General features: G+C 64.9%; 15 protein-coding genes. 10 read left to right on the top strand and 5 right to left on the bottom strand.

Features of this window, described 5'->3' with window-relative positions:
• Nucleotides 1-435: 435 nt before the first annotated feature.
• From rimP to EWM63_RS07320, 7 genes are all read left to right on the top strand, one after another.
• The gene (gene rimP / locus EWM63_RS07350; protein WP_130185937.1) at nt 436-924 is read left to right on the top strand and encodes a ribosome maturation factor RimP; all 489 of its coding nucleotides are present in this window, start codon (nt 436-438) and stop codon (nt 922-924) included.
• Nucleotides 921-2,486, top strand: coding sequence for a transcription termination factor NusA (gene nusA, locus EWM63_RS07345; protein ID WP_130185936.1), 1,566 nt, complete (start codon nt 921-923; stop codon nt 2,484-2,486). Before rimP ends, nusA begins: the two co-directional genes overlap by 4 nt.
• Before the next feature lie 68 nt (nt 2,487-2,554).
• Nucleotides 2,555-5,431, top strand: a complete 2,877-nt coding sequence (gene infB, locus EWM63_RS07340; protein ID WP_130185935.1) for a translation initiation factor IF-2 — start codon at nt 2,555-2,557, stop codon at nt 5,429-5,431.
• An 88-nt stretch (nt 5,432-5,519) separates the two neighbouring features.
• Entirely contained in the window at nt 5,520-5,945 is a 426-nt protein-coding gene (rbfA, locus tag EWM63_RS07335; RefSeq protein ID WP_130185934.1) for a 30S ribosome-binding factor RbfA, read from the top strand.
• The gene (gene truB / locus EWM63_RS07330) at nt 5,942-6,898 is read left to right on the top strand and encodes a tRNA pseudouridine(55) synthase TruB (protein ID WP_130185933.1); all 957 of its coding nucleotides are present in this window, start codon (nt 5,942-5,944) and stop codon (nt 6,896-6,898) included. Before rbfA ends, truB begins: the two co-directional genes overlap by 4 nt.
• 355 nt (nt 6,899-7,253) lie before the next feature.
• The gene (locus EWM63_RS07325; protein WP_229487791.1) at nt 7,254-7,946 is read left to right on the top strand and encodes a PEP-CTERM sorting domain-containing protein; all 693 of its coding nucleotides are present in this window, start codon (nt 7,254-7,256) and stop codon (nt 7,944-7,946) included.
• A gap of 132 nt (nt 7,947-8,078) precedes the next feature.
• On the top strand, nt 8,079-8,747 hold the full coding sequence (locus EWM63_RS07320; protein WP_229487789.1) for a PEP-CTERM sorting domain-containing protein: 669 nt from the start codon (nt 8,079-8,081) through the stop codon (nt 8,745-8,747).
• 446 nt (nt 8,748-9,193) lie between these two features.
• Here the strand turns inward: EWM63_RS07320 and EWM63_RS07315 are convergent, their stop codons facing one another.
• The gene (locus EWM63_RS07315; protein WP_165390776.1) at nt 9,194-11,620 is read right to left on the bottom strand and encodes an ATP-binding protein; all 2,427 of its coding nucleotides are present in this window, start codon (nt 11,618-11,620) and stop codon (nt 9,194-9,196) included.
• A gap of 219 nt (nt 11,621-11,839) precedes the next feature.
• On the opposite strand from EWM63_RS07315, the gene typA reads away from it, so the two are divergent.
• The 3 genes from typA to EWM63_RS07300 all read left to right on the top strand — a co-directional run bounded on the left by typA (nt 11,840) and on the right by EWM63_RS07300 (nt 18,271).
• Nucleotides 11,840-13,672: a translational GTPase TypA gene (typA, locus tag EWM63_RS07310; RefSeq protein WP_130185930.1), complete on the top strand. Its 1,833-nt coding sequence runs from the start codon at nt 11,840-11,842 to the stop codon at nt 13,670-13,672.
• Nucleotides 13,673-13,949: 277 nt separating this feature from the next.
• A complete protein-coding gene (locus tag EWM63_RS07305; RefSeq protein ID WP_229487787.1) occupies nt 13,950-17,171 on the top strand; it encodes a TonB-dependent receptor in 3,222 nt (1,073 codons plus the stop codon).
• Between the two features lie 38 nt (nt 17,172-17,209).
• Nucleotides 17,210-18,271: a glycoside hydrolase family 43 protein gene (locus tag EWM63_RS07300; protein ID WP_229487786.1), complete on the top strand. Its 1,062-nt coding sequence runs from the start codon at nt 17,210-17,212 to the stop codon at nt 18,269-18,271.
• 203 nt (nt 18,272-18,474) lie between these two features.
• Here EWM63_RS07300 and EWM63_RS07295 read toward each other — a convergent pair whose 3' ends face one another.
• The 4 genes from EWM63_RS07295 to EWM63_RS07280 are packed head-to-tail and all read right to left on the bottom strand — an operon-like array spanning nt 18,475 to nt 23,505.
• Nucleotides 18,475-19,863: an FGGY-family carbohydrate kinase gene (locus EWM63_RS07295; protein WP_130185928.1), complete on the bottom strand. Its 1,389-nt coding sequence runs from the start codon at nt 19,861-19,863 to the stop codon at nt 18,475-18,477.
• Entirely contained in the window at nt 19,860-20,930 is a 1,071-nt protein-coding gene (locus EWM63_RS07290; protein WP_130190249.1) for an ABC transporter permease, read from the bottom strand. The genes EWM63_RS07295 and EWM63_RS07290 overlap by 4 nt, the downstream gene beginning before the upstream one ends.
• Before the next feature lie 5 nt (nt 20,931-20,935).
• Entirely contained in the window at nt 20,936-21,958 is a 1,023-nt protein-coding gene (locus EWM63_RS07285) for an ABC transporter permease (protein ID WP_229487784.1), read from the bottom strand.
• Nucleotides 21,955-23,505, bottom strand: coding sequence for a sugar ABC transporter ATP-binding protein (locus EWM63_RS07280; protein ID WP_130185927.1), 1,551 nt, complete (start codon nt 23,503-23,505; stop codon nt 21,955-21,957). The genes EWM63_RS07285 and EWM63_RS07280 overlap by 4 nt, the downstream gene beginning before the upstream one ends.

Genomic DNA, 23,505 nt, shown 5'->3' with positions numbered 1-23,505 from the left:
AGAGGCTTGTATTCCGGCAGAACGTTCTTATATCGGACTTCTAGCAGCTCGTGGCGTTGTCTCAACGCCACGATTTGTCTCTTGTCTTTCCGGTTTCACTGTCGCCCGACAGTATGAAAAACCAACCTTGACTCTGTTGTAACGGCGTCCGCTTCGCCTATGCGGCATTGCAGCGAAATGGATATGCCGTTATAATAAGCGGCCTGATAAAAGTTCTTCACAAGGATTGTTTCCTTGGAAAAGGTTCCTTTCCTTAAAAAAAGGATCTTTTATTCGAAGATGCTTCATCTGGCTGGCGGTAACGAGGCCTTGGTATCAAGGCTGCAGTACAAGAAGATGGGCAGTTGCCCATTTTTTTTTTGCTCACGAAAAGTGAGTGTTTGAATGGGTCCGCGGCGCGCCCCGCGCGCAAGACCCCGATCTGGAGATTTTCCTTTGCAACTGCCGGAACTGATTGAGAAGACCGTCGCGGGTCTCGGCTATGACCTGGTCGATTTCGAACGGGCCGAGCGCGGCCTGCTGCGCGTGTATATCGATTTCCTCCCTGCGGACGCAGAGGAAAAGGGCCCGATCACGGTAGAAGACTGCGCCACGGTGAGCCACCAGCTGTCGCACGTGCTGACGGTCGAAAATGTGCCATACGAGCGGCTCGAGATTTCGTCGCCGGGCCTGGACCGGCCACTGCGCAAGCTGTCCGATTTCGAGCGCTTCGCCGGCCTCGAGGCCATCGTCAAGCTGCGCATGGCGCTGCCGGGCACCGCCAACCGCAAGTCCTACCAGGGCATCCTGCAGGCACCCGAGGGTGACCAGCTGGGAATCGAATTTGAAAGTAAAGATGGTCCTGCGGTGCTGAATTTCACGCTCGCGGACATGGATAAGGCACGTTTGGTGCCGCAGGTGGATTTTAGGAGCCGCAAAGCATGAGTCGCGAAGTTTTGTTATTGGTGGACGCGCTTGCGCGCGAGAAGAACGTCGATAAGGACGTGGTATTCGGCGCGCTCGAATTCGCGTTGGCGCAAGCCACGAAGAAACGCTATGAAGGCGAAGTCGACATCCGCGTTTCGATCGACCGCGATTCCGGCGAATTCGAATCCTTCCGCCGCTGGCACGTGGTACCCGACGAAGCCGGCCTGCAGCTGCCTGATCAGGAAGTGCTGCTGTTCGAAGCAAAAGAGCAGATCCCCGATATCGAAGTCGACGAATACATCGAAGAGCCGATCGAATCCGTGGAATTCGGCCGCCGCTTCGCGCAGGACACCAAGCAAGTCGTGCTGCAGCGCGTGCGCGATGCCGAACGCGAACAGATCCTGCAGGACTTCCTCGAGCGCGGCGATGCGCTGGTGACCGGCACGATCAAGCGCATGGAACGCGGCGATGCGATCGTCGAATCCGGCAAGATCGAAGCCCGCCTGCCGCGCGACCAGATGATCCCGAAGGAAAACCTGCGCATTGGCGACCGCGTGCGTGCGTACATCCTGCGCGTGGACCGCAACATGCGCGGCCCGCAGGTGATCCTGTCGCGCACCGCGCCGGAATTCATCATGAAGCTGTTCGAGCTGGAAGTGCCGGAAATCGAGCAGGGCATGCTGGAAATTAAATCGGCCGCCCGCGATGCCGGCGTGCGCGCCAAGATCGCCGTCTACACGGCCGACAAGCGCATCGACCCGATCGGCACCTGTGTCGGCATGCGCGGTTCGCGCGTGCAGGCCGTGACCGGTGAACTGGGCGGCGAGCGCGTGGACATCGTGCTGTGGTCCGAAGACCCGGCGCAGTTCGTGATCGGCGCGCTGGCGCCGGCCAACGTGTCGTCGATCATGGTCGATGAAGACAAGCACGCGATGGACGTCGTCGTCGACGAGGAAAACCTGGCGATCGCGATCGGCCGTTCCGGCCAGAACGTGCGCCTGGCTTCCGAGCTGACCGGCTGGAAGATCAACATCATGACGGCCGAGGAATCGGCCAACAAGGCAGCCCAGGAAACGGCGGCGGTTCGTACGCTGTTCATGGAAAAGCTCGATGTGGACCAGGAAGTGGCCGACATCCTGGTCGAGGAAGGTTTCAGCAGCCTGGAAGAAATCGCCTACGTGCCGATCTCCGAGATGCTGGACATCGAAGCCTTCGACGAAGACACCGTCAACGAACTGCGTACCCGGGCACGGGATGCGCTGGTCACGGAGGCGATCGCTTCGGAAGAGGGCCTGGAAGGCATGGAAGAAGGCCTGGTCGGCCTGGAAGGCATGGACCGCATCACGGCGGGCAAGCTGGGTCTGGCGGGCATCAAGACGCTGGAACAGTTCGCCGGCCTGGCCTATGACGAGTTCGGGGCCATCCTCGCGCTGTCGACGGACCGTGCAAGTGAACTGATTAAAAATGAATTTGAAGATGTGACCGACGATGAAATGAAGCTGGTCGACTCCAAGTACGACGATCGCGCCAAGGCCCTGCAGGCCAAGGCGTGGTCGGTGGCCGAGGCGGCCAAGGCCTGAGCGCCCTGGACACCACGGCAGCCGAGCTAACAATTATCATCTACGCGACACATAGAAAAGAGGACTGAATGGCGAGTAACAACGTAGCCCAATTTGCCACCGAACTGAAGATGCCTGCAGACTTGCTGCTGACGCAGCTGCGTTCCGCGGGCGTCGAGAAGAGCTCGGCGTCAGATCCATTGTCGAAAGATGATAAGGACAAGCTGCTGGAGCACCTGCGCCGCACGCACGGCGCAGCTGGATCATCCGAGAAGAAGAAAATCACGGTCACGCGCAAGGAAACCAACGAGATCAAGCAGGCCGATGCCTCTGGCAAGACCCGCACGATCCAGGTCGAAGTGCGCAAGAAGCGCACCTTCGTGCAGCGAGATGACCTGCCCGCGACCACCACGCCCGCTCCGGCGGCACCGGTGGTCGACGAGGCCGAGAACGCCCGCCGCGAGGAAGACGCGCGCCGCCAGGCCGAGATGATCGCCCGCCAGGAAGCGGATCTGCGCGAGAAGCAGGAAGCCCTGGCGCGCCTGGACGCGGAAAAGGAAGCGCAAGCCAAGGCCACCGCTGCTGCAGAAGCGGAAGCCAAGCGCCGCGCCGACGAGGAAGCGGCGAAAGCTGCCGCCGAAAAGGCCGCCGCCGAGAAGGCCGGTGCCCGCGACGCGCAGAAGCAGGCCGATACGGAAGCCGCTGACAAAAAGCGCGCCGCCGACGCCGAGGAAGCCAAGAAGAAGGCCGAGCAGGCAACCAAGGAAGCCGCGGAACGTGCCGCTGCAACCGAGCGCGCCCGTAAAGCCGTGGCCGACGAAGTGGCGCAGATCAAGGCCATGATGGCGCAGCCGCGCCGCGTGATCAAGGCGCCGGAACCGCCGCCTGCACCGGTCAAGCCGGCCGCGCCGGCCGGCACGCTGCACAAGCCTGCCGACAAGAAGCCGGGCACCACCACGGCGGCAACTACCGAGAAGAAGGACGACAAGAAGCCGGGCGATCGCAAGTCGATCAAGTCGGCCAACGTGTCGTCCACCTGGTCCGACGATGCCAAGAAGCGTGGCGCGCCGGGCGGCGGCAAGGGCCGTGGCACGAGCACCGGTCCGACCAGCCGCGATGGCTGGCGTGCAGGTGGCGGCCGCGGTGGCCGTGGCCGCAACTCGCACCACGATGACCGCGAATCGAACTTCCAGGCACCAACGGAAGCGATCATCAAGGAAGTGTACGTGCCGGAAACCATCACCGTGGCCGAACTGGCCCACAAGATGGCCGTCAAGGCTTCCGAGGTGATCAAGCAGCTGATGAAGCTGGGCCAGATGTGCACGATCAACCAGGTGCTGGACCAGGAAACGGCGATGATCCTCGTCGAGGAAATGGGCCACAAGGCATTCCCTGCCGCCGAGGACGATCCGGAAGCGCTGCTGGCCGACCAGGGCGAGCAGACGCACTTCGAATCGACGTCGCGTGCACCGGTCGTCACCGTCATGGGCCACGTCGACCACGGTAAAACGTCGCTGCTGGATTACATCCGCCGCGCCAAAGTGGCGTCGGGCGAAGCCGGCGGCATCACGCAGCACATCGGCGCTTACCACGTCGACACGCCGCGCGGCATGATCACCTTCCTGGATACCCCGGGCCACGAAGCCTTCACGGCGATGCGTGCCCGCGGTGCCAAGGCCACCGACATCGTCATCCTGGTGGTGGCGGCGGACGATGGCGTGATGCCGCAAACGAAGGAAGCGATCGCCCACGCGAAAGCGGCCGGCGTGCCGCTGGTGGTGGCGATCAACAAGATCGACAAGCCAGGCGGCAACCTGGAACGCGTGACGCAGGAACTGATCACCGAAGGCGTGGTGCCGGAAGAATACGGCGGCGAAGCGCCGTTCGTGCCGGTGTCGGCGAAAACGGGCCAGGGCATCGATACGCTGCTGGAAAACGTGCTGCTGCAAGCCGAAGTGCTGGAACTGAAGGCGCCGGTGGCAGCACCGGCCCGCGGTCTGGTGGTCGAAGCCCGCCTGGACAAGGGCCGCGGCCCGGTCGCCACGATCCTGGTGCAGTCCGGTACGCTGAAGCGTGGCGACGTGGTGCTGGCCGGTTCGTCGTATGGCCGTGTCCGTGCAATGCTGGACGAGAACGGCAAGGCGGTCGCCGAAGCCGGTCCGTCGATCCCGGTCGAGATCCAGGGCCTGACCGAAGTGCCGGCCGCCGGCGAAGAAGTCATGGTCATGGCGGACGAGCGCAAGGCGCGTGAGATCGGCCTGTTCCGTCAAGGTAAGTACCGCGACGTGAAGCTGGCCAAGCAGCAGGCCGCCAAGCTGGAGAACCTGTTCGACCAGATGGCCGAAGGCGAAGTGCAGAACGTGCCGCTGATCGTCAAGACCGACGTGCAGGGTTCGCAGGAAGCGCTGGTGGGTTCGCTGCAGAAGCTGTCGACCTCCGAAGTGCGGGTGCAGATCGTGCACGCGGCCGTCGGCGGCATCACGGAATCGGACGTCAACCTGGCGACCGCGTCGAAGGCTGTCATCATCGGCTTCAACGCCCGTGCCGATGCCCAGGCGCGCAAGCTGGCCGAGGCCAACGGCGTGGACATCCGCTACTACAACATCATCTACGACGCGATCGAAGAGGTGAAGGCGGCGATGTCGGGCATGCTGGCACCGGAGAAGCGCGAGCACATCACCGGCCAGGTGGAGATTCGCCAGGTCATCCTGGTGTCGAAGGTTGGCGCGATTGCCGGCTGCCTGGTCACCGATGGCGTGGTCAAGCGTTCCTCGTCGGTTCGCCTGCTGCGCAACAACATCGTCGTGTGGACCGGCGAGATCGACTCGCTCAAGCGCTTCAAGGACGATGCGAAGGAAGTGCGCGCCGGCCTCGAGTGCGGCCTGTCGCTGAAGAACTACAACGACATCCAGGTTGGCGACACGCTGGAAGTCTTTGAGATTCAAGAAGTGGCACGTACGCTGTAATTCAGCACGCGGTATCCATGGCGGGTGCCGCCCGCTCCGCGCAAGCGGGGTGGGCGCCACCCGCCATTTTCATATTTGGTAGAACATCATGGCTAAACACAGCAAATCGATCCCCGCCCGCGGCCTGCGCGTGGCGGACCAGATCCAGAAAGACCTTTCCGAACTGATCGCCTTCGAGGTAAAAGACCCGCGCGTGGGCATGCTCACGCTCGCCGAAGTGCAGCTCACGCCGGACTACGCGCATGCAAAGATCTACTTCACGATGCTCAAGGACGATCCGGAGACCGTGAAGAACACGCTGGCCGGCCTGCACGCCGCCGCCGGCTACCTGCGCAACCAGCTGGGCAAGCGCCTGCACATCCACACGCTGCCGCAGCTGCACTTCGTGCACGACACGTCGGCCTCGCGCGGCATCGCGATGTCGGCACTGATCGACAAGGCCAACGCCACGCGCGCGGCCGACTATGAAGAAGACAGCGCGGACGGCGCAACCGGCAGCGAAACAAAAGAATGACCGAAGCACGAGTAAAGCGGGTGCGCGACCTCGTCGACGGCGTGCTGCTGCTGGACAAGCCGGTCGGGCTGTCGTCGAACGATGCGCTGATCAAGGTGAAGCGCGTGCTGAACGCCAAGAAGGCGGGCCATACCGGCACGCTCGATCCGTTCGCCACCGGCCTGCTGCCGCTGTGCTTCGGCGAAGCGACCAAGTTCTCGCAGGACCTGCTGGAAGCCGACAAGACCTACGTGACCACCGTGCACCTGGGCGTGCGCACCGACACGGGCGACACGGAAGGCCTCGTGCTCGACGCCGACCCCGCGCTGAACCGCGATGCCGCCACCATCACGATCGACGAGATCGAAGCGGTGCTGGCGCGCTTCCGCGGCCCGATCGCGCAGGTGCCGCCGATGTACTCGGCGTTGAAGCGCGACGGCAAGCCGCTGTACGAATACGCCCGCGCCGGCATCACGCTCGAGCGCGAAGCGCGCAACGTGGTGATCCACAAGCTGGAACTGCTGTCGTACGAAGCGCCGTTCCTGCGCCTGGCAGCCACGGTCAGCAAGGGCACCTATATCCGCGTGCTGGGCGAGGACATTGGCGCCGCGCTCGGCTGCGGCGCCCACCTGAACGCGCTGCGGCGCACGGGCGTCGGCGCGCTGTCCGCCGATGGCATGGTCACGCTGGAACAGGTGAACGCCCATGCCGCGCCGCTTTCCCTGCTGGCACCCGTGGATGCGCTGCTGTCGTCGTTCCCCAGCATCGAACTGACGGCCGACCTGGCGAAGCGCTTCCTGCAAGGCCAGCGCCTGCCGCTCGGCAAGGAGCCCGGCGTGCAGACGCCCGCGTCCTACGAAGGCCGTGTGCGCGTGTACGGGCCCGCCGGCGACGGCGGCAAGCTGCTCGGCACCGGCCTGTTCGAGCAGTGGGCCATCCTCAAGCCCGAGCGGCTGATCGCCGCCGCGCAATAGGCCTGCCTGCGGCGCCGAATCCATGGTGTCGGACACCGGCTTTTCGGTGTCGGACACCGGTTTTCGCATGCCGATGACACATCATGAAAACACCGGTGTCCGACAATTTTTCCGGAAAAAGCATCCGGAAAAAATGTCCGACACCACCTAAGATTGAAGTCCCGGACTCCGCGCCGCTGTCAATTCCCCGAACCGGTATCCGCAACCGGAAAGCCACGGTTCGCCAGTAACTAATCATCATTATTATTCTTTCGTAAAACCTTGTTGAGCGGGCAGGGAGGCGGCGCTACATTGTCCCTACTTCGGCCGAAGTACCCCAGTCAGTCTTCCTCTCCACTTCCACAAGGAGCACATAGTGCGCAAGACGTATCGCGCGGTTACCACCGCCGCGGCTTCGGCCATCCTGCTGTTTTCCGCTTCGGCGGCTCACGCCGCATTGACCACTTACACCAGCCAGTCCGCCTACCTCTCCGCGGTCGGCACCACCGGGGTCGACACATTCGACGACCTCTGGATCGAACCCTACGACACGCCGTTTGCCCGCACCGCGGGCGACATCGGCTATGTCGCCACCACCGGCCCCGGCAATCCGCGCGCTTACGGTGCGAGCGATGACGATATCGACTGGTACCTGACCCCGAGCCGCGCCTCCGACTCGGTCACCTTCTCCAGCTTCGATACGCCGGTCGCCGGCGCCGGCGGCTATTTCTGGGGTTCGGATGGCGGCGGTTATTCGGTGTTCGCACCGTACATCACCGTGACCGCGACCGACAGCACCGGCGCCACGCTGACCTACACGATCACCGACCCCGTGCCGAGCTCGTTCCTGGGCTTCGTGTCCGATGCGCAGATCGTGTCGCTGTCGGTGGCCACCGGCGTCCAGACGGGCGTCGACGGCTACCCCATCTGGCCCACCGTGAATAACCTGCACCTGTCCGTGGCCGCCGTACCGGAACCGGGCACCTACGCGATGCTGCTGGCCGGCCTGGGCATGCTGGGCTGGACCGCGCGGCGCCGGCAGCGCCAGGGTTCGCAGCCAGCAGCCTAGCCACCGACGCGCACCAGCGCAGCCGAAGGCTGTCTCACAAGACGCCTTCCCGATGTCGCTGCCAACGCCGGCGCGCACGACGCGCCGCGCGACGGTACGCGGCACCATTCATCCCAGTCCATGGAGTCTTACGTGCGATCGATCCCCTCCGCCGCGGCCGTTGCCGCGACCATTGCTTCCGCCTTGCTGCTGTGCGCCGGTTCCGCGCAGGCAGAAATCACCACCTTCACGAGCCAGGCATCGTACCTTGCCGCTGTCGGCAACACCGGCGTCGACGACTATAACGACCTGATCCAACAAATGTACTTCGACCAGATTCCGCGCCAGGCCGGCGATTATGCATACAGCGTGAGCGCGGGGCCGAAAGCGCCGGCCATCTGGGCCGGCACCGAGGACTATGTGGATTTCTTCCTGACTTCGCAGAACCGCACCGATATCACCACGTTCGTGCTGCAGGACGGCGTGGCCGGCGCCGGCGGCAATTTCTTCGGTTCGGATGCCTACAGCCATCCGACCGCCGCGGCCAGTCTGCTGCTGACCGCCACCGACAGCACCGGCGCCACGGTGACGTTCACGCTCGAGAACCCCGACGTACACTCGTTCGTCGGCTTCGTCTCCAGCGCCGACCTGGTGTCGCTGACGGTCACCGCCGGCCAGCAGCCGGGCGTGTGGTCCTCGATCGATAATTTCCACATCTCGGTGGCGGCCGTGCCGGAACCGCAAACGTGGGGCATGCTGGCCGGTGGCCTTGCCCTGCTCGGCTACGCGGCACGGCGGCAGCAGAAGGTGCGCCTGGTATAGAAGCCCGGCCCGGTGGCCTGTACCGCCTGCAGCGCCAGCAGCAGTTCGCCCAAGGCTCTTGCCAATGGGCAGTGCGCCGCGTTGCCCTGGACCGTCTTCGGGCAGCAACCATCCTGAAGCTTCGGTTGCCGGCTGAAGGGCATGCAGCCGGTTTGGCAAGCGAATCATCTGTGGATGCCTGGCGCGTTATTTTCTGCCTGTCCTTGAAAAAACCGATGGTGCTAAGTAGTCTGAAAGATAATCCCTTAACGATTCGGTTCGACAGGAGATGTCAAAGGACGGGGCGTCACGACGTGCAGGACAGCCCCGCGTTGCTCGGGATCGGATCGCGGTGCCGTCTGCTCATTCGCGTGCGAGACAGGGCGTTGCCGAGCATTACTGGCACGGCCGTGCGAGGATAGCTGGCCGTACGGCCTTTGGTCTCGGCAATCGATTCCCGGCATTTTTCAGGTACCAATGGCGTCGCGACCGTTAACCGCCTGCAGCGCCAGCAGCAGCTCGGCAGGGTCGGCCGGCTTGACGAAGTGCCGGTTGAAGCCGGCGGCATGGGATTGCGCGCGATCGCTCGGCTGGCCGTAGCCGGTCAGCGCGAGCAGCGTGGCCCCGGCCGTGGCCGGGTCAGCGCGCAGGTGCCGCGCCAGCGTGTAGCCATCCATGCCGGGCAGGCCGATGTCGAGGATGAAGGCGTCGATCGCCGCCAGGTCGGCGCGGCGCAGTGCCGTCTCCGCATCCTCGGCCACCGCCACGTCGTGCCCCTCGGAACGCAGCAGTTCGGCCAGTACGCCGGCGGCGTCGGGATTGTCTTCCACCACCAGCAGGCTCAGGGGGCGCACGGCGGGATGGTGCACGGCCGCCGGCGCGGCCTGTGCCGGTGCCGGCACTTTGTCCAGCAGCGGCAGGGTGACCGTGAATTCACTGCCCATGCCGGCACCGTCGCTGTGCGCCATCACGAAGCCGCCATGCAGCGAGACGATGCTTTTCACCAGCGTCAGGCCAAGCCCCAGGCCGCCCTGGGCACGGTCCGGATTGCGTTCGCCCTGGATGAACAGGTCGAAGATGTGCGGCAGCAGGGACGGGGCGATGCCGATGCCGTTGTCGCGCACGGTCACGCGGGCATGGCTGTCCACGATGTCGAGGTACAGCGCGATGCGTCCGCCGGGCGGCGTGTACTTGGCCGCGTTGTTCAGCAGGTTGGCGATCACCTGCACGAGCCGGGTGCGGTCGCCCAGCACCGTGGCCGGCACGTCCGGCATGTGCGGCTCGAGCACGTGGCGGCGCTCCTCGATCAGCGGCAGCGCCTGCTCGACGGCGCTGGCGACCATGTCGGCCATGTCCAGTTCGACCCTGTTCAGCTGCACCAGGCCGCGCGTGACGCGCGACACGTCGAGCAGGTCGTCCACCAGGTGCGCCATGTGCCGCACCTGCCGGATGATGATGTCGCTGGCCGCCACACGGATGCGTTCGTCCGCGAGCCCCGTCTTGAGCAGTTGCGCGGCGGTGCCGATCGGCGCCAGCGGGTTGCGCAGCTCGTGCGCCAGCATGGCCAGGAATTCATCCTTGCGCGCGGCCGCCTCGTGCAGCGCATCCTCGGCCAGCTTTTGCGAATGGATGTCGGTGCAGGTACCCATCCAGCGGATGATGCGGCCCGTTTCGTCGCGCACCGGCAGCGCCCGGCCCAGCGTCCAGCGGTATTCGCCCGAGCGGTGCCGCAGCCGGTACTGGATCTCGTAGACATCGCCGGTTGCCAGGCTGTGCCGCCAGGCATCCCACGCGCGCTCGCGGTCGTCGGGGTGGAACATGCCGTTCCAGCCGGCGCCGTCGGTGGAACCGGACGGCACGCCGGTGTATTCGTACCACTGCTGGTTGTAGTAATCGTGCCAGCCATCGGCCGTTGTCGACCACACCATCTGCGGCATCGCATTGGTGATGGAGCGGAATTTCGCTTCGCTTGCGGCCAGCGCCTCCATGCTGCGCGCCCGTTCGCTGGTGGTGCGGATGCGCTCGGCGAATTCGCGCACCAGCGCCACGTCCCCCGTGGCCCACTGGCGCGGCACCATGTCGCTGACGACCAGGATGCTCTTCAGCTGGCCCTGTTCGATGACGGGCATGTCGACGAACGACAGCGCGTGGTGGCGCCGGAATGCCTCCGCGTGCGCCACCGTGCGGGGATCCTGCTCCACGTCGCCGACCACCACGGCCAGCCCCTCCAGCATCTCGTCCACGAACGAACCGAATTCGCGCAGGCGCGCGGTGCCTTCCAGCGATGGAACGCCGGGCACGCACCAGTCGGGCCCGATGTACAGCGTGTCCGTGGCTTCGTTGTAGCGGCCGTAGGACACGCGGCTCGCGCCCAGCAGTTCGCCCAGGATCGCCAGGCCCGCCAGCACGATCTCGCGCGGCGAACGCAGGTCGCGCCATGCATCGGTCAACCTGACCAGCGCATCGCGCCGCGCATTGCCGCGCACCCGCGCCGTCACGTCCTTCACGTGGTGCACGATATACGTGACGTTGCCCGCATCGTCGAGTACCGGCGCGTTGACGGGGCTCCAGTATTTTTGCTGCAGTTCCCCAGGGTGGCCGGGCACCGGAAGATCGTAGCGCTGCACAGGCATCGCATCGGGCGCCTTCGTTTCCAGCACCTTGTGCAGCGAAGCGCGCAGGTTCGCCATCGTCGCGTCGTTGGCCTGCGGGTTGTCGGGCAGCGTGCCGAAGGCGGCAAAGACGTTACGCCCGATCAGCTGGGCGCGCTCGTAGCCGTTGGCGCGCAGGAAGGCATCGCTGGCGAGCACGATGGTGAAATCGGGTGTCAGCAGCACGTAGGGCGCGGGGAGGGCGCCGAACACGGCGCCCGGATCGGGCGTTCGATCGCTCATCGGAATCCTGGGACAAAGTCGGTGCATGATGCCAGTCTGGCAACCGGCGGTCGGTGGTCCAGCTCACACAACGCCCGGTGTCTTTGAGCTGTCACAAGCCCATGCTATACTAGTGGGTTCAGTGCATCCGCATTTGCCGGGGCGCCTGCTCAGCAGACGTCAGCTTCACCAGTACACCGCAGCTTCGGCGTCCCACCCGTTTTTACAAACACAATGACTATGTCTAATACTAAACGCGCAATTCGCAATATCGCCATCATCGCACACGTCGACCATGGCAAGACGACCCTCGTGGACCAGCTGCTGCGGCAGTCCGGCACCTTCCGCGAAAACCAGCAGGTCGATACCCGGGTCATGGACTCGAACGACCTGGAAAAGGAACGCGGCATCACGATTCTGTCGAAGAATTGCGCGGTTGAGTACGAAGGCACGCACATCAATATCGTCGACACCCCGGGCCACGCCGACTTCGGCGGCGAAGTGGAGCGCGTGCTGTCGATGGTCGATTCCGTGCTGCTGCTGATCGATGCCCAGGAAGGCCCGATGCCGCAGACCCGCTTCGTGACCCGCAAGGCGCTGGCGCTGGGCCTGAAGCCGATCGTCGTCGTCAACAAGATCGACCGTCCGGGCGCGCGCGCCGACTGGGCGATCAACGCCACGTTCGAACTGTTCGACAAGCTGGGCGCCAACGACGAGCAGCTGGACTTCCCGATCGTCTACGCATCGGGCCTGAACGGCTACTCCGGCCTGACCGAAGACGTGCGCGAAGGCGACATGAAGCCGCTGTTCGAAGCGATCCTGAAGCACGTGCCGGTGCGTGACGACAACCCGGACGGCCCACTGCAGATGCAGATCACGTCGCTGGACTACTCGTCGTACGTCGGCAAGATCGGCATTGGCCGCATCTCGAGCGGCCGCGTCAAGGCCGGCCAGGATGTCGTCGTGATCGACGGCGAAGGCGCCACCCCGATCAAGGGCCGCATCAACCAGGTGCTGAACTTCAAGGGCCTGGAGCGCGTGCTGGTCGATGAAGCCGTCGCCGGCGACATCGTGCTGATCAACGGTATCGAGGAAATCGGCATCGGTTCGACCGTGTGCTCGCCGGAAGCGCCGAACCCGCTGCCGATGCTGACCGTCGACGAGCCGACCCTGACGATGAACTTCATGGTCAACAACTCGCCGCTGGCTGGCCGCGAAGGCAAGTTCGTCACGTCGCGCCAGCTGCGCGATCGCCTGGACAAGGAACTGAAAGCCAACGTGGCGCTGCGCGTGGCACCGACCGACGACGACACGATCTTCGAAGTGTCCGGCCGCGGCGAGCTGCACCTGACGATCCTGATCGAGAACATGCGCCGCGAAGGCTTCGAGCTGGCTGTGTCGCGCCCGCGCGTGGTCTTCAAGATGGTCGATGGCGTGCGCCACGAGCCGTATGAAAACCTGTCCGTCGACGTGGAAGAAGTCAACCAGGGCGGCGTGATGGAAGAACTGGGCCGCCGCCGTGGCGACCTGCAGAACATGGAATCGGACGGCAAGGGCCGCGTGCGCCTCGAGTACCGTATTCCGGCCCGTGGCCTGATCGGCTTCCAGGGCGAGTTCATGACGCTGACGCGCGGCACCGGCCTGATGAGCCACGTGTTCGACGCCTATGCCCCGGTCGACAACACCCGCGGCGAGCTGGCAGGCCGCCGCAACGGCGTGCTGATCTCGCAGGATGACGGCGCCGCCGTGGCCTACGCGATCTGGAAGCTGCAGGACCGCGGCCGCATGTTCGTGTCGCACAACGACCCGGTGTACGAAGGCATGATCATCGGCATCCACTCGCGCGACAACGACCTGGTCGTCAACCCGATCAAGGGCAAGCAGCTGACCAACGTGCGTTCGTCGGGTACCGACGAAGCGGTGCGCCTGGTGCCGCCGATCCAGATGTCCCTGGAATACGCCGTGGAATTCATCGAGGACGACGAACTGGTCGAGATCACGCCGAAATCGATCCGCCTGCGCAAGCGCTTCCTGAAGGAACACGAGCGCAAGAAGGCATCGCGCGAAGCGTAATCGCTTCAGCCGTATAAAAAAACCCGCCGTGGCGCAAGCCCGGCGGGTTTTTTCATGCCCGCATTTTCCCCCACGGTTCGCCTGCGGCAACGTTTCCATTCCCACGCGCACGCTGCTGCGCAAACCGCTCACACTCTTGAGCAAAACCCGTCGTTAATCATCATTTTGATTCTTTGCCTGCGCGCTATTTTGCATCCGGATGACTCACATAGAATTGCAAAAAAATAGGCAATTGCTAGCAAGTTGCTAGCAATGCCCAGACCGGAGGAGATTCAAAGTGACGAAGCACTCGAACAAGGTGCGGGCGGCTGGCCGCCTGGACCGCAGGACCGTCTTTGCCATCGCCGCATCGATGCTCGCGGCGCATGCCGCCCTGGCGCAGGAGGCGAAGACCACCGCCGCGCCCGCCCCCGCGGCCCAGGAAGCGCAGCAGGTTGCGCAAGCTTCCAGCCCTGCGCCAGCCGCGCAGGCTTCCGCTCCTGCGCCGGCCGCGCAAGCTCCTGCCTCGTCGGCCGCCGACGCCTCGCAAGGCAATGTCGTCGTCGTGACCGGCACCCGCAGATCGGTCGCTTCGGCCATCGACCGCAAGATCCGCAACGCCACCGTGTCCGATTCGATCATCGCCGAGGACATCAACCAGTTCCCGGACAAGAACGTGGGCGAAGCGCTGTCGCGCATCACCGGTGTGCAGCTGTCCCGCTCATTCGGCGAAGGCTCGCAGGTGGCGATCCGCGGCGTCGAGCCGGACCTGAACCGTGTCGAGATCAACGGCATGTCGGTGCTGTCCACGGGCGGCGGGGCCGGCCGCGGCGCCGAGCTGCGCGAGCTGGCGTCGGAACTGATCTCCTCGATCGACGTCTACAAGGGCGTGACCGCCGACATGACCGAAGGTGGCGTGGGCGGTACCGTCAGCGTGAAGACGCGCAAGCCGCTGGACTTCAAGAAGCCGACGGTTGCCGCCACCGTGTCGGGGCAGCAGTCGTCCAGCCGCGGCGGCGTGCAGCCGCGCGGCAGCCTGCTGCTGGCCGACCGGTACTTCAACAACAAGCTGGGCCTGATGGGCAACTTCGTCTACGACAAGGTGCTCACGCAGCAGGACTATGCGCGCAACACGTCGTGGCGCTTCCTGCGCGACTGGGATGCCTCGCCGGAAAAAACGGTGGTGAGCAAGGACCCGGCGCTGGCCGCCATCGGCAGCCAGGCCGGGTGCGATGCGCTGACCGGCACGGCCAAGACGGACTGCCTCCGGCAGTGGTACGACTACTCGCCGGGCATCGCGCGCTATGGCATGTGGACGCGCGATCACAAGCGCTCGTCCGCCGAACTGACGGCGCAGTATGAATTCTCGAAAAGCTTCAACGCCTATGTTTCGTACCAGGACAACAAGCAGGACCAGCGCCTGAACGACCGCAACTTCGGCACCGCGTTCGAGAACGTCAACCGCCTGGCCAGCGCCGGCAAGGCGCCAGTCTACAACGCCAGCGGCGTCGGCTCGGGAGGCACCTGCACGGCCATTCCGGGCACCGGCACGCCGGCCGGCATGACGGTGCAGAACCACTACGTCACCGAATACACGGTGGGCGATTGCCTGAACGTGGGCGGCCAGGGCGGCCAGGGCGCGTTCTCCACGTCGGCGCGCGACTATGAACTCAATATCCGTTCGCGCTACCTGTCCAGCGGCTTCAATTTCAAGCGCGACCGCCTGGAAGTGGAGGGCCTCGTCGGCACGTCGTCGTCCGATTACTTCAGCGACAGCAACAACGTGGTGCTGACACAGAATGCGCCGGGCCTGAAGGTGTCGCTCGATGCGCAGGGCCTGCCGCACTTCGCGTTCCCGTCCGGGTATTCGCCCGATGACGCCAGCTCGTACACGCAGGTGCAGCTGCAGTACCGTCCATCGGAAACGCGCAACACGGAAGACCAGGCCAAGATCGACGCGAAATATCGCCTCGACGGCTTCTTCTCGAAATTGTGGGTGGGCACGCAGTTCCGCAAGTCGACCGGACGCCAGTACAACGGCGGCGGCTACCTGAACAGCAACGACCTGAGTACCACGACCGACGACGTCGCCATCATTGGCGCCAACGTCAACCAGACGCTGGTCTACGATCCGCTGAACACCTCGGGCGTGATCCGCTCGCCCGATTCGCAGTCGTTCCTGAACCGCAGCTATGCCACGAAGTACGCCACCGCGGCCCAGATGCAGGCGCTGGTCAGCTCGATCATCGGCCGCACCCCGGGCACGTTCTTCAACGGCTACGACAAGGTCAGCAACCTGCCCGCCGGCTGGACCACGCCGAACTACGCCGCCGCCGCGCCGAACTTCGACACGTCGCACTTCAACCACGACTACCTGACCAGCGCGCCGGGCAGCGACGGTAACATCTACCCGCAGATCCCGGCCTACAAGTCCGAGGAAAGCGTGCGCTCCGCGTATGCCCGCCTGGACTTCGACTCGGAGCTGCTCGGCTACAGTTTCACCGGCAACGTCGGTGCCCGCTACACGGGTACCCGCAGCCGCGCGACAGGTTCTTCGTCCTACCGTTACCGCCAGCCGAGCGGCAGCGGATCGAACGCGTACACCGACTACATCATCACGAACAGCATCGCCACGGTCGACAACGAATACCACGACGTGCTGCCGAGCGCCAACCTGATGACCTGGCTGGTGCCGGACACCTTCCTGGTGCGGCTGGGCTGGGGCAAGGTCATGTCGCGTCCGCGCATCGACCTGCTGGCACCGAACATCTCCTGTATCGCCAACAGCGGCAACCCCCTCGTTGGGGGCGACGGCACGGCCGACGACTGCACGTCCGGCAATCCGAAGCTCAAGCCGTTCCGCGCCACCAATACCGACGTGTCGTTCGAGTACTACCCGAGCGCCGACACCCAGGTCAGCGTGGCGTTCTTCAACAAGAAGATCTCCAGCTACATCCTGGAGAAGAACCTGCAGAAGGATGTCGACGTGTACGGCGACGGCCGCCTGTGGGACGTGACCGGCGCCGTCAACGGCGAGGGCGCAACGACCAAGGGTATCGAGCTGACCGCTCGCACGGCGTTCACGTTCCTGCCAGGGTGGCTGGGCGGCTTCGGTGTCGACACCAACTACACGCGCATGAACTACAAGTACGCGCCGGGTACCGAACGCCTGAACACCCTCGATGGCACCGTGCTGCCGTATCCGGGCCTGTCGAAGAACAGCTACAACGCGGCACTGTGGTATGACCGCGGCCCGGTCAATGCCCGCGTGGCCTACAACCACCGCGACCGTTACTACACGGGCGGCAACGACGTGTCGGGCAACCCGAATTTTTCGGAAAAGACCGGCTACCTCGATGCTAAACTGCAGTACCGCTACAGCGAGAACATCACCATTTCGCTGGAGGGAAAGAACCTGACCGACCAGGCTGAAAGGACCGATGCGGGCGACCCGTTCCGCGTCAACGAGCTTGCGTTCCCGGGCCGCCGTTACTATCTGAGCGTATCCTTCAAAAACTGAACATGCCTCCGACATCGTCACACCGGACCGCGGGCCTCGTGCCTGCGGTTTTTTTCGTTTGCGCCGCCACGGCCGCAGCCGTCGCCTCCGCTGCTGCTCCCACCACCACCACGTCCGCCAACGCCACTGCGCAGGCAAGTGGTGCGCCGGCCTTCAACAATCCACTCGTGCTGCAGCGTGCCGACCCGCACGTGACCTTGCAGCCGGACGGCTGGTACTACTACACGGCCACAGTGCCGGAGTACGACCGCATCGAAGTGCGGCGCGCCCGCTCGCTCGACGATCTGGGCAAGGCCGAGGTGCATACCGTCTGGCGCAAACACGCCAAGGGTGAAATGGGCGCGCACATCTGGGCTCCCGAGATGCACCGGATCGACGGCAAGTGGTACATCTACTTCACCGCCGGCCGCTCGGATGCGATCTGGGAGATCCGCCTGTATGTGCTCGAATGCGAGTCCGACGATCCTCTGCGCGGGCCCTGGAAGGAACGCGGCCAGTTGAAGACAGGCTGGGAATCGTTCGCACTGGATGCCACCACGTTCGAGCTGAAAGGCCAGCGCTACCTGCTGTGGACGCAGCGGCCGAAGCAGGAGGGCAAGAAGCAGACCGACATCTACATCGCGCCGATGGACACGCCGCTATCGATCTCCGGCCCGGCCGTGCTGCTGACCGAACCGGAATATGCGTGGGAAAAGGTCAAGCACGCCGTCAACGAGGCCCCGTCTGTGCTGGTGAAGAACGGCCGCGTGTTCATGACTTACTCGGCCTCCGCCACCGATGCCAACTACGCGCTGGGCATGCTCACCGCGCGCGCCAATGCCAACCTGCTGGACCCCAAATCGTGGACCAAGTCCGCGCAACCCGTGTTTGCCAGCAGCGACGCCACCGGCCAGTACGGCCCCGGCCACAATTCGTTCACGACAACGCCGGACGGCAAGACCGACATCCTCGTCTACCACGCGCGCAACTACCGCGACATCGCCGGCGACCCGCTGCGCAACCCCGACCGGCACACACGGGCACAAGTCATCAATTGGAAGGCTGACGGCACACCGGATTTTGGGGTGCCCGTGGCCGACAAGAAAGCTGCTATCCAGTGAGACGCTGAAGCCTGATGAGAAGCTGAAGCCTGATGCATCTGGTGTCAGACACTATTTCCGGACGCTTCACCCGGAAATAGTGTCTGACACCGGTTTTCCCCGGCGTTCACCGTCAGCGCACACGAAAACCGGTGTCTGACACTGTTTTCCGGAAAAACGCCCGGAAAACAGTGTCAGACACCAGCGGCTCGGCGGCCGCCGGTTTACGCCAGCTGCGCCAGCCAGCGTTCGCGATACTGCGGCCAGCCCTGCAGCGCGATGGGATCGGCGGCGTGCGAGCGCACGGCGGGGGCGGCGCCCCAGTGGGCGAGCATCCAGCCGCCGCTGGTGGTGCCGCTGGCATCGTCGGTCACGGTGACCTGCTGGCCGCGCCGCAGGGCGGCGAGCAGTGGAGCGAAGTGCGGGTTGTTGGTGAAGCTGCCTTCGACAACGATGTCGCCCGCCGAGCCCAGCGCGGTCAGGCACCAGTCGCTCATCAGCACGCAGTACAGCGTGGCCAGCGCGGTGCGCTCGGCATCGGTGGGCAATGCAGGGCCGACGACGGAGCCCTTGCGCCCGGCGAACGGGCCGCCCGCTTCGGCGAACGCGGGCAATGCATACGTGCCCTGGTCGATGATCTGCTGCAGGTCGGCCACGCTGCAAGGCATCGCCTCGGTGCCGGCCAGCGCGCCGAACTCACGCCCGCCCATGAAGCGGATGCAGGGTACCGGCTGGCCCAGCGCGCTGCAATTGGCCAGCATGTCCGACGCTTCCTTCAGGCCATCGAGCTGGCCGCCGGGCAGGGCGGCGATCACCCACGTGCCGGTCGACAGGATGGCGGGCGGCGCCGCATGGCTACCCGTGGCATCGAGGTGGCGCAGCAGCGAGGCATTGCTGTCGTGGATGCCGCAGACGACCTGGCAATCGGCCGGCAAGCCGGTGCGTTCCACCAGCGCAGGCAGCACGGGCCCCAGCGCATCCCACGCATTGCGCAGCGGCGGCATCAGCGTGCTCCACCCTTGCCGCTCGACGAGTTGCGAATACTGCTGGCGCGAAGGCTGCCACAGGTCCGTATGGCAGCCGAGCGACGTCACTTCGCCGGCCGCCACGCCGGACAGCCGCCACGCCCAGTACTGCGGGTACATCAGGATGTGCTTCGTGCGCGCGAACTCGGCGGGATAGGCCGATGCCAGCCATGCCAGCTGCCGCCCCAGGTTCAGGCCGGCCGGCAGCGACGGCGAATACGTCGTGTCGTACGCGGGCCTTTGGCCCAGGTATTCCGTACGCTGCGTGGCAGGCGGCTCGAATTCGTAGTCGAGCACCGGCAGCACCAGGCCAGAATTTTCAACCTGCGCGTCGACCAGCGCCGCCGTGGCGCCATGCGTCACCGGCACGATCGCCCGCACCGGCGCGGTCGCCGCGAATTCCTTCATCGTGTCCAGCATCCAGTTCCAGATGCCTTCCGTGTCGTGGTGCGGATACGGTCCGTCGCGCAGCACGGTGTTGGCCTTGCGGCGCTCGGCCAGCTGCGCGCCCGAAGCATCGATCAAGGCCAGCTTGACGTTCGTCTTGCCGATGTCGAGGACGACGATGTTTCCCACGCTTGCGCTCATTTCGCCACCTTCTTGCCACGCAGCAGGCGCGGCAGCGCGATGGTCACCAGCAGCAGCAAACCGATCACGATCGTCATGTAGATACCCGGGATATTCGCCATCGACAGGCCGTACGTCACGGTACCCAGCGTCAGAACGGCCAGCATCACGCCGCCGATCGTGCCGGCACCGCCGGCGATGGACACGCCGCCCAGGATCACCATCGTGATCACTTCCAGCTCCCAGCCCATGGCAATGTTCGGGCGCGTGCTGCCGATGCGGCCCGTCAGCAGGAAGGCCGCGAGACCCGCCATCGCGCCGGTCAGCATGAACAGCACCATGCGGTAGCGGTCCACCTCGATGCCGGAGAACCTTGCGGCGATCGGGTTGTTGCCGATCGCGTAGATGCGGCGGCCCCAGCGCGTGGCATGCAGCACGAAGGCGAAGATCGCCGCGAACACCAGCAGGATCACGAATTCGCGCGGGATGAAGTCGAAGAAGTAGCCTTGCCCCCAGTCCGTCATCACCTGCGGGTAGCCGGTGAAGGCCTTGTCGCCCAACACCACGGAAGCCAAGCCGCGGAACAACGACACGGTGCCGATCGTGACGACGATGGCCGGCAGGCCGAAGCGCGTCACCAGCACGCCGTTCAGCGTGCCGCAGGCCACGCCCGTGGCCAGCGCCACGAACAGCAGCGAGGCAGGCGGGAAGCCGGCATTCATCGCCAGCCCCATCGCCACCGAAGACAGTGCGAGGATGCCGGCCACGGAGATGTCGATCTCGCGGCAGATGATCAATAAGGCCATCGGCAGCGCGATCAGCGCCTTTTCACTGAAGTTGAACGTGCCGTCCGCGAGATTGTACGGATCGAGGAAGTGCTCCAGCAGCATGCCGTTGGTGACGAAGGCTAGCAGGAACAGCAGGGCAAGCAGGGTTTCCCATTTGCCCAGCACGCCCTTGATGCCCAGCTTCGGCTGGTCGAGGATCGTGTAGCGGGATTTGGCGGCCGGCCCTCCGGCGTTCGGCGAATCGGGCGAATCGGGCGAATCGGGCGAATCGGGCTTGGCGGTCGTATTGGTGGCGGTCATGGTGGTCACGCGGCGCTCCGGACAGGTGCGGTTGGCGAGGAGTGATTGTCGAGGTGCAGCGGCAGGATCTGCCGGCCTTCCTTCTTGCGGTCGCGGGCGTTGATCAGCACGGCAATGAGGATCACGGCGCCGGTCAGCGCGCTTTGCCAGAACGGCGACACTTTCACGACCGGCAGCGCATTGCCGATCACGGCCAGGAACAGCGCCCCCAGCACGGCGCCGGCCACGGAACCGGTGCCGCCGGCGATGTTGATGCCGCCGATCACGCACGCGGCGATCACGGTGAATTCGAAGCCATAGGCGATCTCGGTGTAGGCCACCGCGTAGCGCGCCACCCACAGGTAGCCGCACACGCCGGCAACCAGGCCGGAAATCCCGTAGGTCCACAGCAGCCGCTGCGCCATCGGAATGCCCACGTAGCGGGCGCACGAAGGCGCATTGCCTACGGCGTACAGGTCGCGACCGAAGCGGCTGTGATTCGCCAGGTACCACGCGGCCAGCACGACGACGAACGCGATCCACACCAGGTTCGTCACACCCAGGAACTTCGTGAGCGGGAAGGCGATGAACGCTTCGGGCATCTGGTGCGACGACACCCATGCGCCGCCGGACAGCACGAACACGAGCCCGCGGTACACGCTCATCGTGCCCAGCGTGACGACGATCGCCGGCAGGTCCAGGTAGCCGATCAGGTAGCCGTTGACGAGCCCCAGCACGAGGCCGAGGAGGGCGGCGGCCAGCACGATCACCGGCAGCGGCAGGCCCGGGTTGCTGGCGGCCAGCAGGGCGGCGGCCATGCCGGACAAGGCGAGATTCGACGCCACCGACAGGTCGACGCCGCGTGTGACGATGACCAGCATCTGCGCCAGTGCCAGCATGATCAGCAGGGTGCTGTCCGTCAGCAGGTTGGCCAGGCTGGCGCCCGTGACGAACACCGGTGCGCGCATGCCCACGCCGATGATCAACGCCACGATGGACGCGGCCAGCAGCAATTCACGTTTGTGGGCTTTCATGCTCAAGGCGTTCATGCCGCTTCCTCCAGCACGGCGCCCGAGGCGGCCGCGCAAACGTTCTCCGGTGTCGCCTCGCCGCGCGCATACTCGCGCTCGACGCGGCCCTGGTGCATCACCACGATGCGGTCCGACAGGCCCAGTACTTCCGGCAGCTCGGACGACACGAGGATCACCGACAGGCCCTGCTTCACCAGCTCGCCGACGAAGCGGTGCACGGCGGCTTTCGAACCGATGTCGATGCCTTTCGTGGGTTCGTCAAGGATGATCACTTTCGGGTTCGTGGCCAGCCACTTGCCCAGCACCACCTTCTGCTGGTTGCCGCCCGAGAGTTCGGAAACGTTCTGCCGCAGGTGGTGCGCCTTCAGTTCCAGCTGCTCGCTGTACAGCCGCGCCACGCCGAGCGATTCGCGCTTGGCCTTGCCGCCGCGCAGGAACCAGCCCATCTTGTCGAGGATCGGCAGCGTGATGTTGTGCAGGATCGGCATCGTCAGGTGGGCACCCTGGTGCTGGCGGTCTTCCGGCACGTAGGCGATGCCGTGCGCGATGCCTTCGGCCGCGCAGCCGATCGTCACTTCCTTGCCCTCGATGAGCACGGTGCCGCGCGACGGTTTCGTGAGGCCGAACAGCGCCTGCATCACTTCCGAGCGGCCGGCGCCCACCAGGCCATAGAAGCCCAGGATCTCGCCCTTGCGCAAGGTGAAACTCACGTCGTCGAATTCGGTGGGATGGCAGAAATTCTTCACTTCGAGCAGCGTGGCGCCCGGCGTCACGTCCGCCTTCGGGTAAGCCTGCGTCACGGCGCGGCCCACCATCAGCGATACCAGCTCGCCTTCGGTGATGTCGGCCAGCACGCCCTCGGTGATGTAGTGGCCGTCGCGCAGCACCGTGTAGCGGTCGGCCACGGCATAGATCTCGTCGAACTTGTGGGTGATGAAGATGATCGCCGTGCCGGCCGCCTTCAACTGCCTGATGATGCGATACAGCTCGCCGATCTCGCGCTGCGAGAGGGCGGCGGTGGGCTCGTCGAGGATCACCACGCGCGCATCCTGCGACAGGGCGCGGGCGATTTCCACGAAGTGCCGCTGCGCCACCGACAGGTCCTTCACTTTCGTGCGCACAGGTAGCGGTACCTCGAGCCGCGCGAACAGCTGCTCCGCTTCGTGTTCGATGCGACTCCAGTCGATCCTGCCGTCTTTTTGCGGCTGGCGGCCCACGTAGATGTTCTCGGCCACGGTGAGCTCGTCGAACATCACGCTTTCCTGGTGCACGGCCGTCACGCCCGCACGCATCGCATCCTGCGCATTGGCGAACCGTACCTGCTCGCCGTTGAGCGTGATCGTGCCTTCGTCCGGCTGGTAGATGCCGGTCAGCGTCTTCACGAGGGTGGATTTGCCGGCGCCGTTCTCGCCCAGCAGGGCCATCACTTCGCCGGCGCGCACGGTGAGCGCCATTTTATTGAGCGCGGTGATGCCGCCGAAGCGCTTGCAGATCCCCTCGAGGCGCAGCACGGCCTCGCCCGCCGGGGTTGCACCCCCGGCAGGTGTGTTCGTTGTCTGTTGCAT

The organism is Pseudoduganella lutea (assembly GCF_004209755.1).
GTDB classification, from domain to species: domain Bacteria; phylum Pseudomonadota; class Gammaproteobacteria; order Burkholderiales; family Burkholderiaceae_D; genus Rugamonas; species Rugamonas lutea.
This window is presented reverse-complemented; position numbering and strand designations above follow the sequence as displayed.

What these genes read in the sequence shown, in the direction of transcription:
- nusA (WP_130185936.1), top strand. Translation starts at nt 921, where the DNA reads ATGAGTCGCGAAGTTTTGTTATTGGTGGACGCGCTTGCGCGCGAGAAG.
- infB (WP_130185935.1), top strand. Translation starts at nt 2,555, where the DNA reads ATGGCGAGTAACAACGTAGCCCAATTTGCCACCGAACTGAAGATGCCT.
- rbfA (WP_130185934.1), top strand. Translation starts at nt 5,520, where the DNA reads ATGGCTAAACACAGCAAATCGATCCCCGCCCGCGGCCTGCGCGTGGCG.
- truB (WP_130185933.1), top strand. Translation starts at nt 5,942, where the DNA reads ATGACCGAAGCACGAGTAAAGCGGGTGCGCGACCTCGTCGACGGCGTG.
- EWM63_RS07315 (WP_165390776.1), bottom strand. Translation starts at nt 11,620, where the DNA reads ATGAGCGATCGAACGCCCGATCCGGGCGCCGTGTTCGGCGCCCTCCCC.
- typA (WP_130185930.1), top strand. Translation starts at nt 11,840, where the DNA reads ATGTCTAATACTAAACGCGCAATTCGCAATATCGCCATCATCGCACAC.
- EWM63_RS07295 (WP_130185928.1), bottom strand. Translation starts at nt 19,863, where the DNA reads ATGAGCGCAAGCGTGGGAAACATCGTCGTCCTCGACATCGGCAAGACG.
- EWM63_RS07290 (WP_130190249.1), bottom strand. Translation starts at nt 20,930, where the DNA reads ATGACCGCCACCAATACGACCGCCAAGCCCGATTCGCCCGATTCGCCC.
- EWM63_RS07285 (WP_229487784.1), bottom strand. Translation starts at nt 21,958, where the DNA reads ATGAACGCCTTGAGCATGAAAGCCCACAAACGTGAATTGCTGCTGGCC.
- EWM63_RS07280 (WP_130185927.1), bottom strand. Translation starts at nt 23,505, where the DNA reads ATGCAACAGACAACGAACACACCTGCCGGGGGTGCAACCCCGGCGGGC.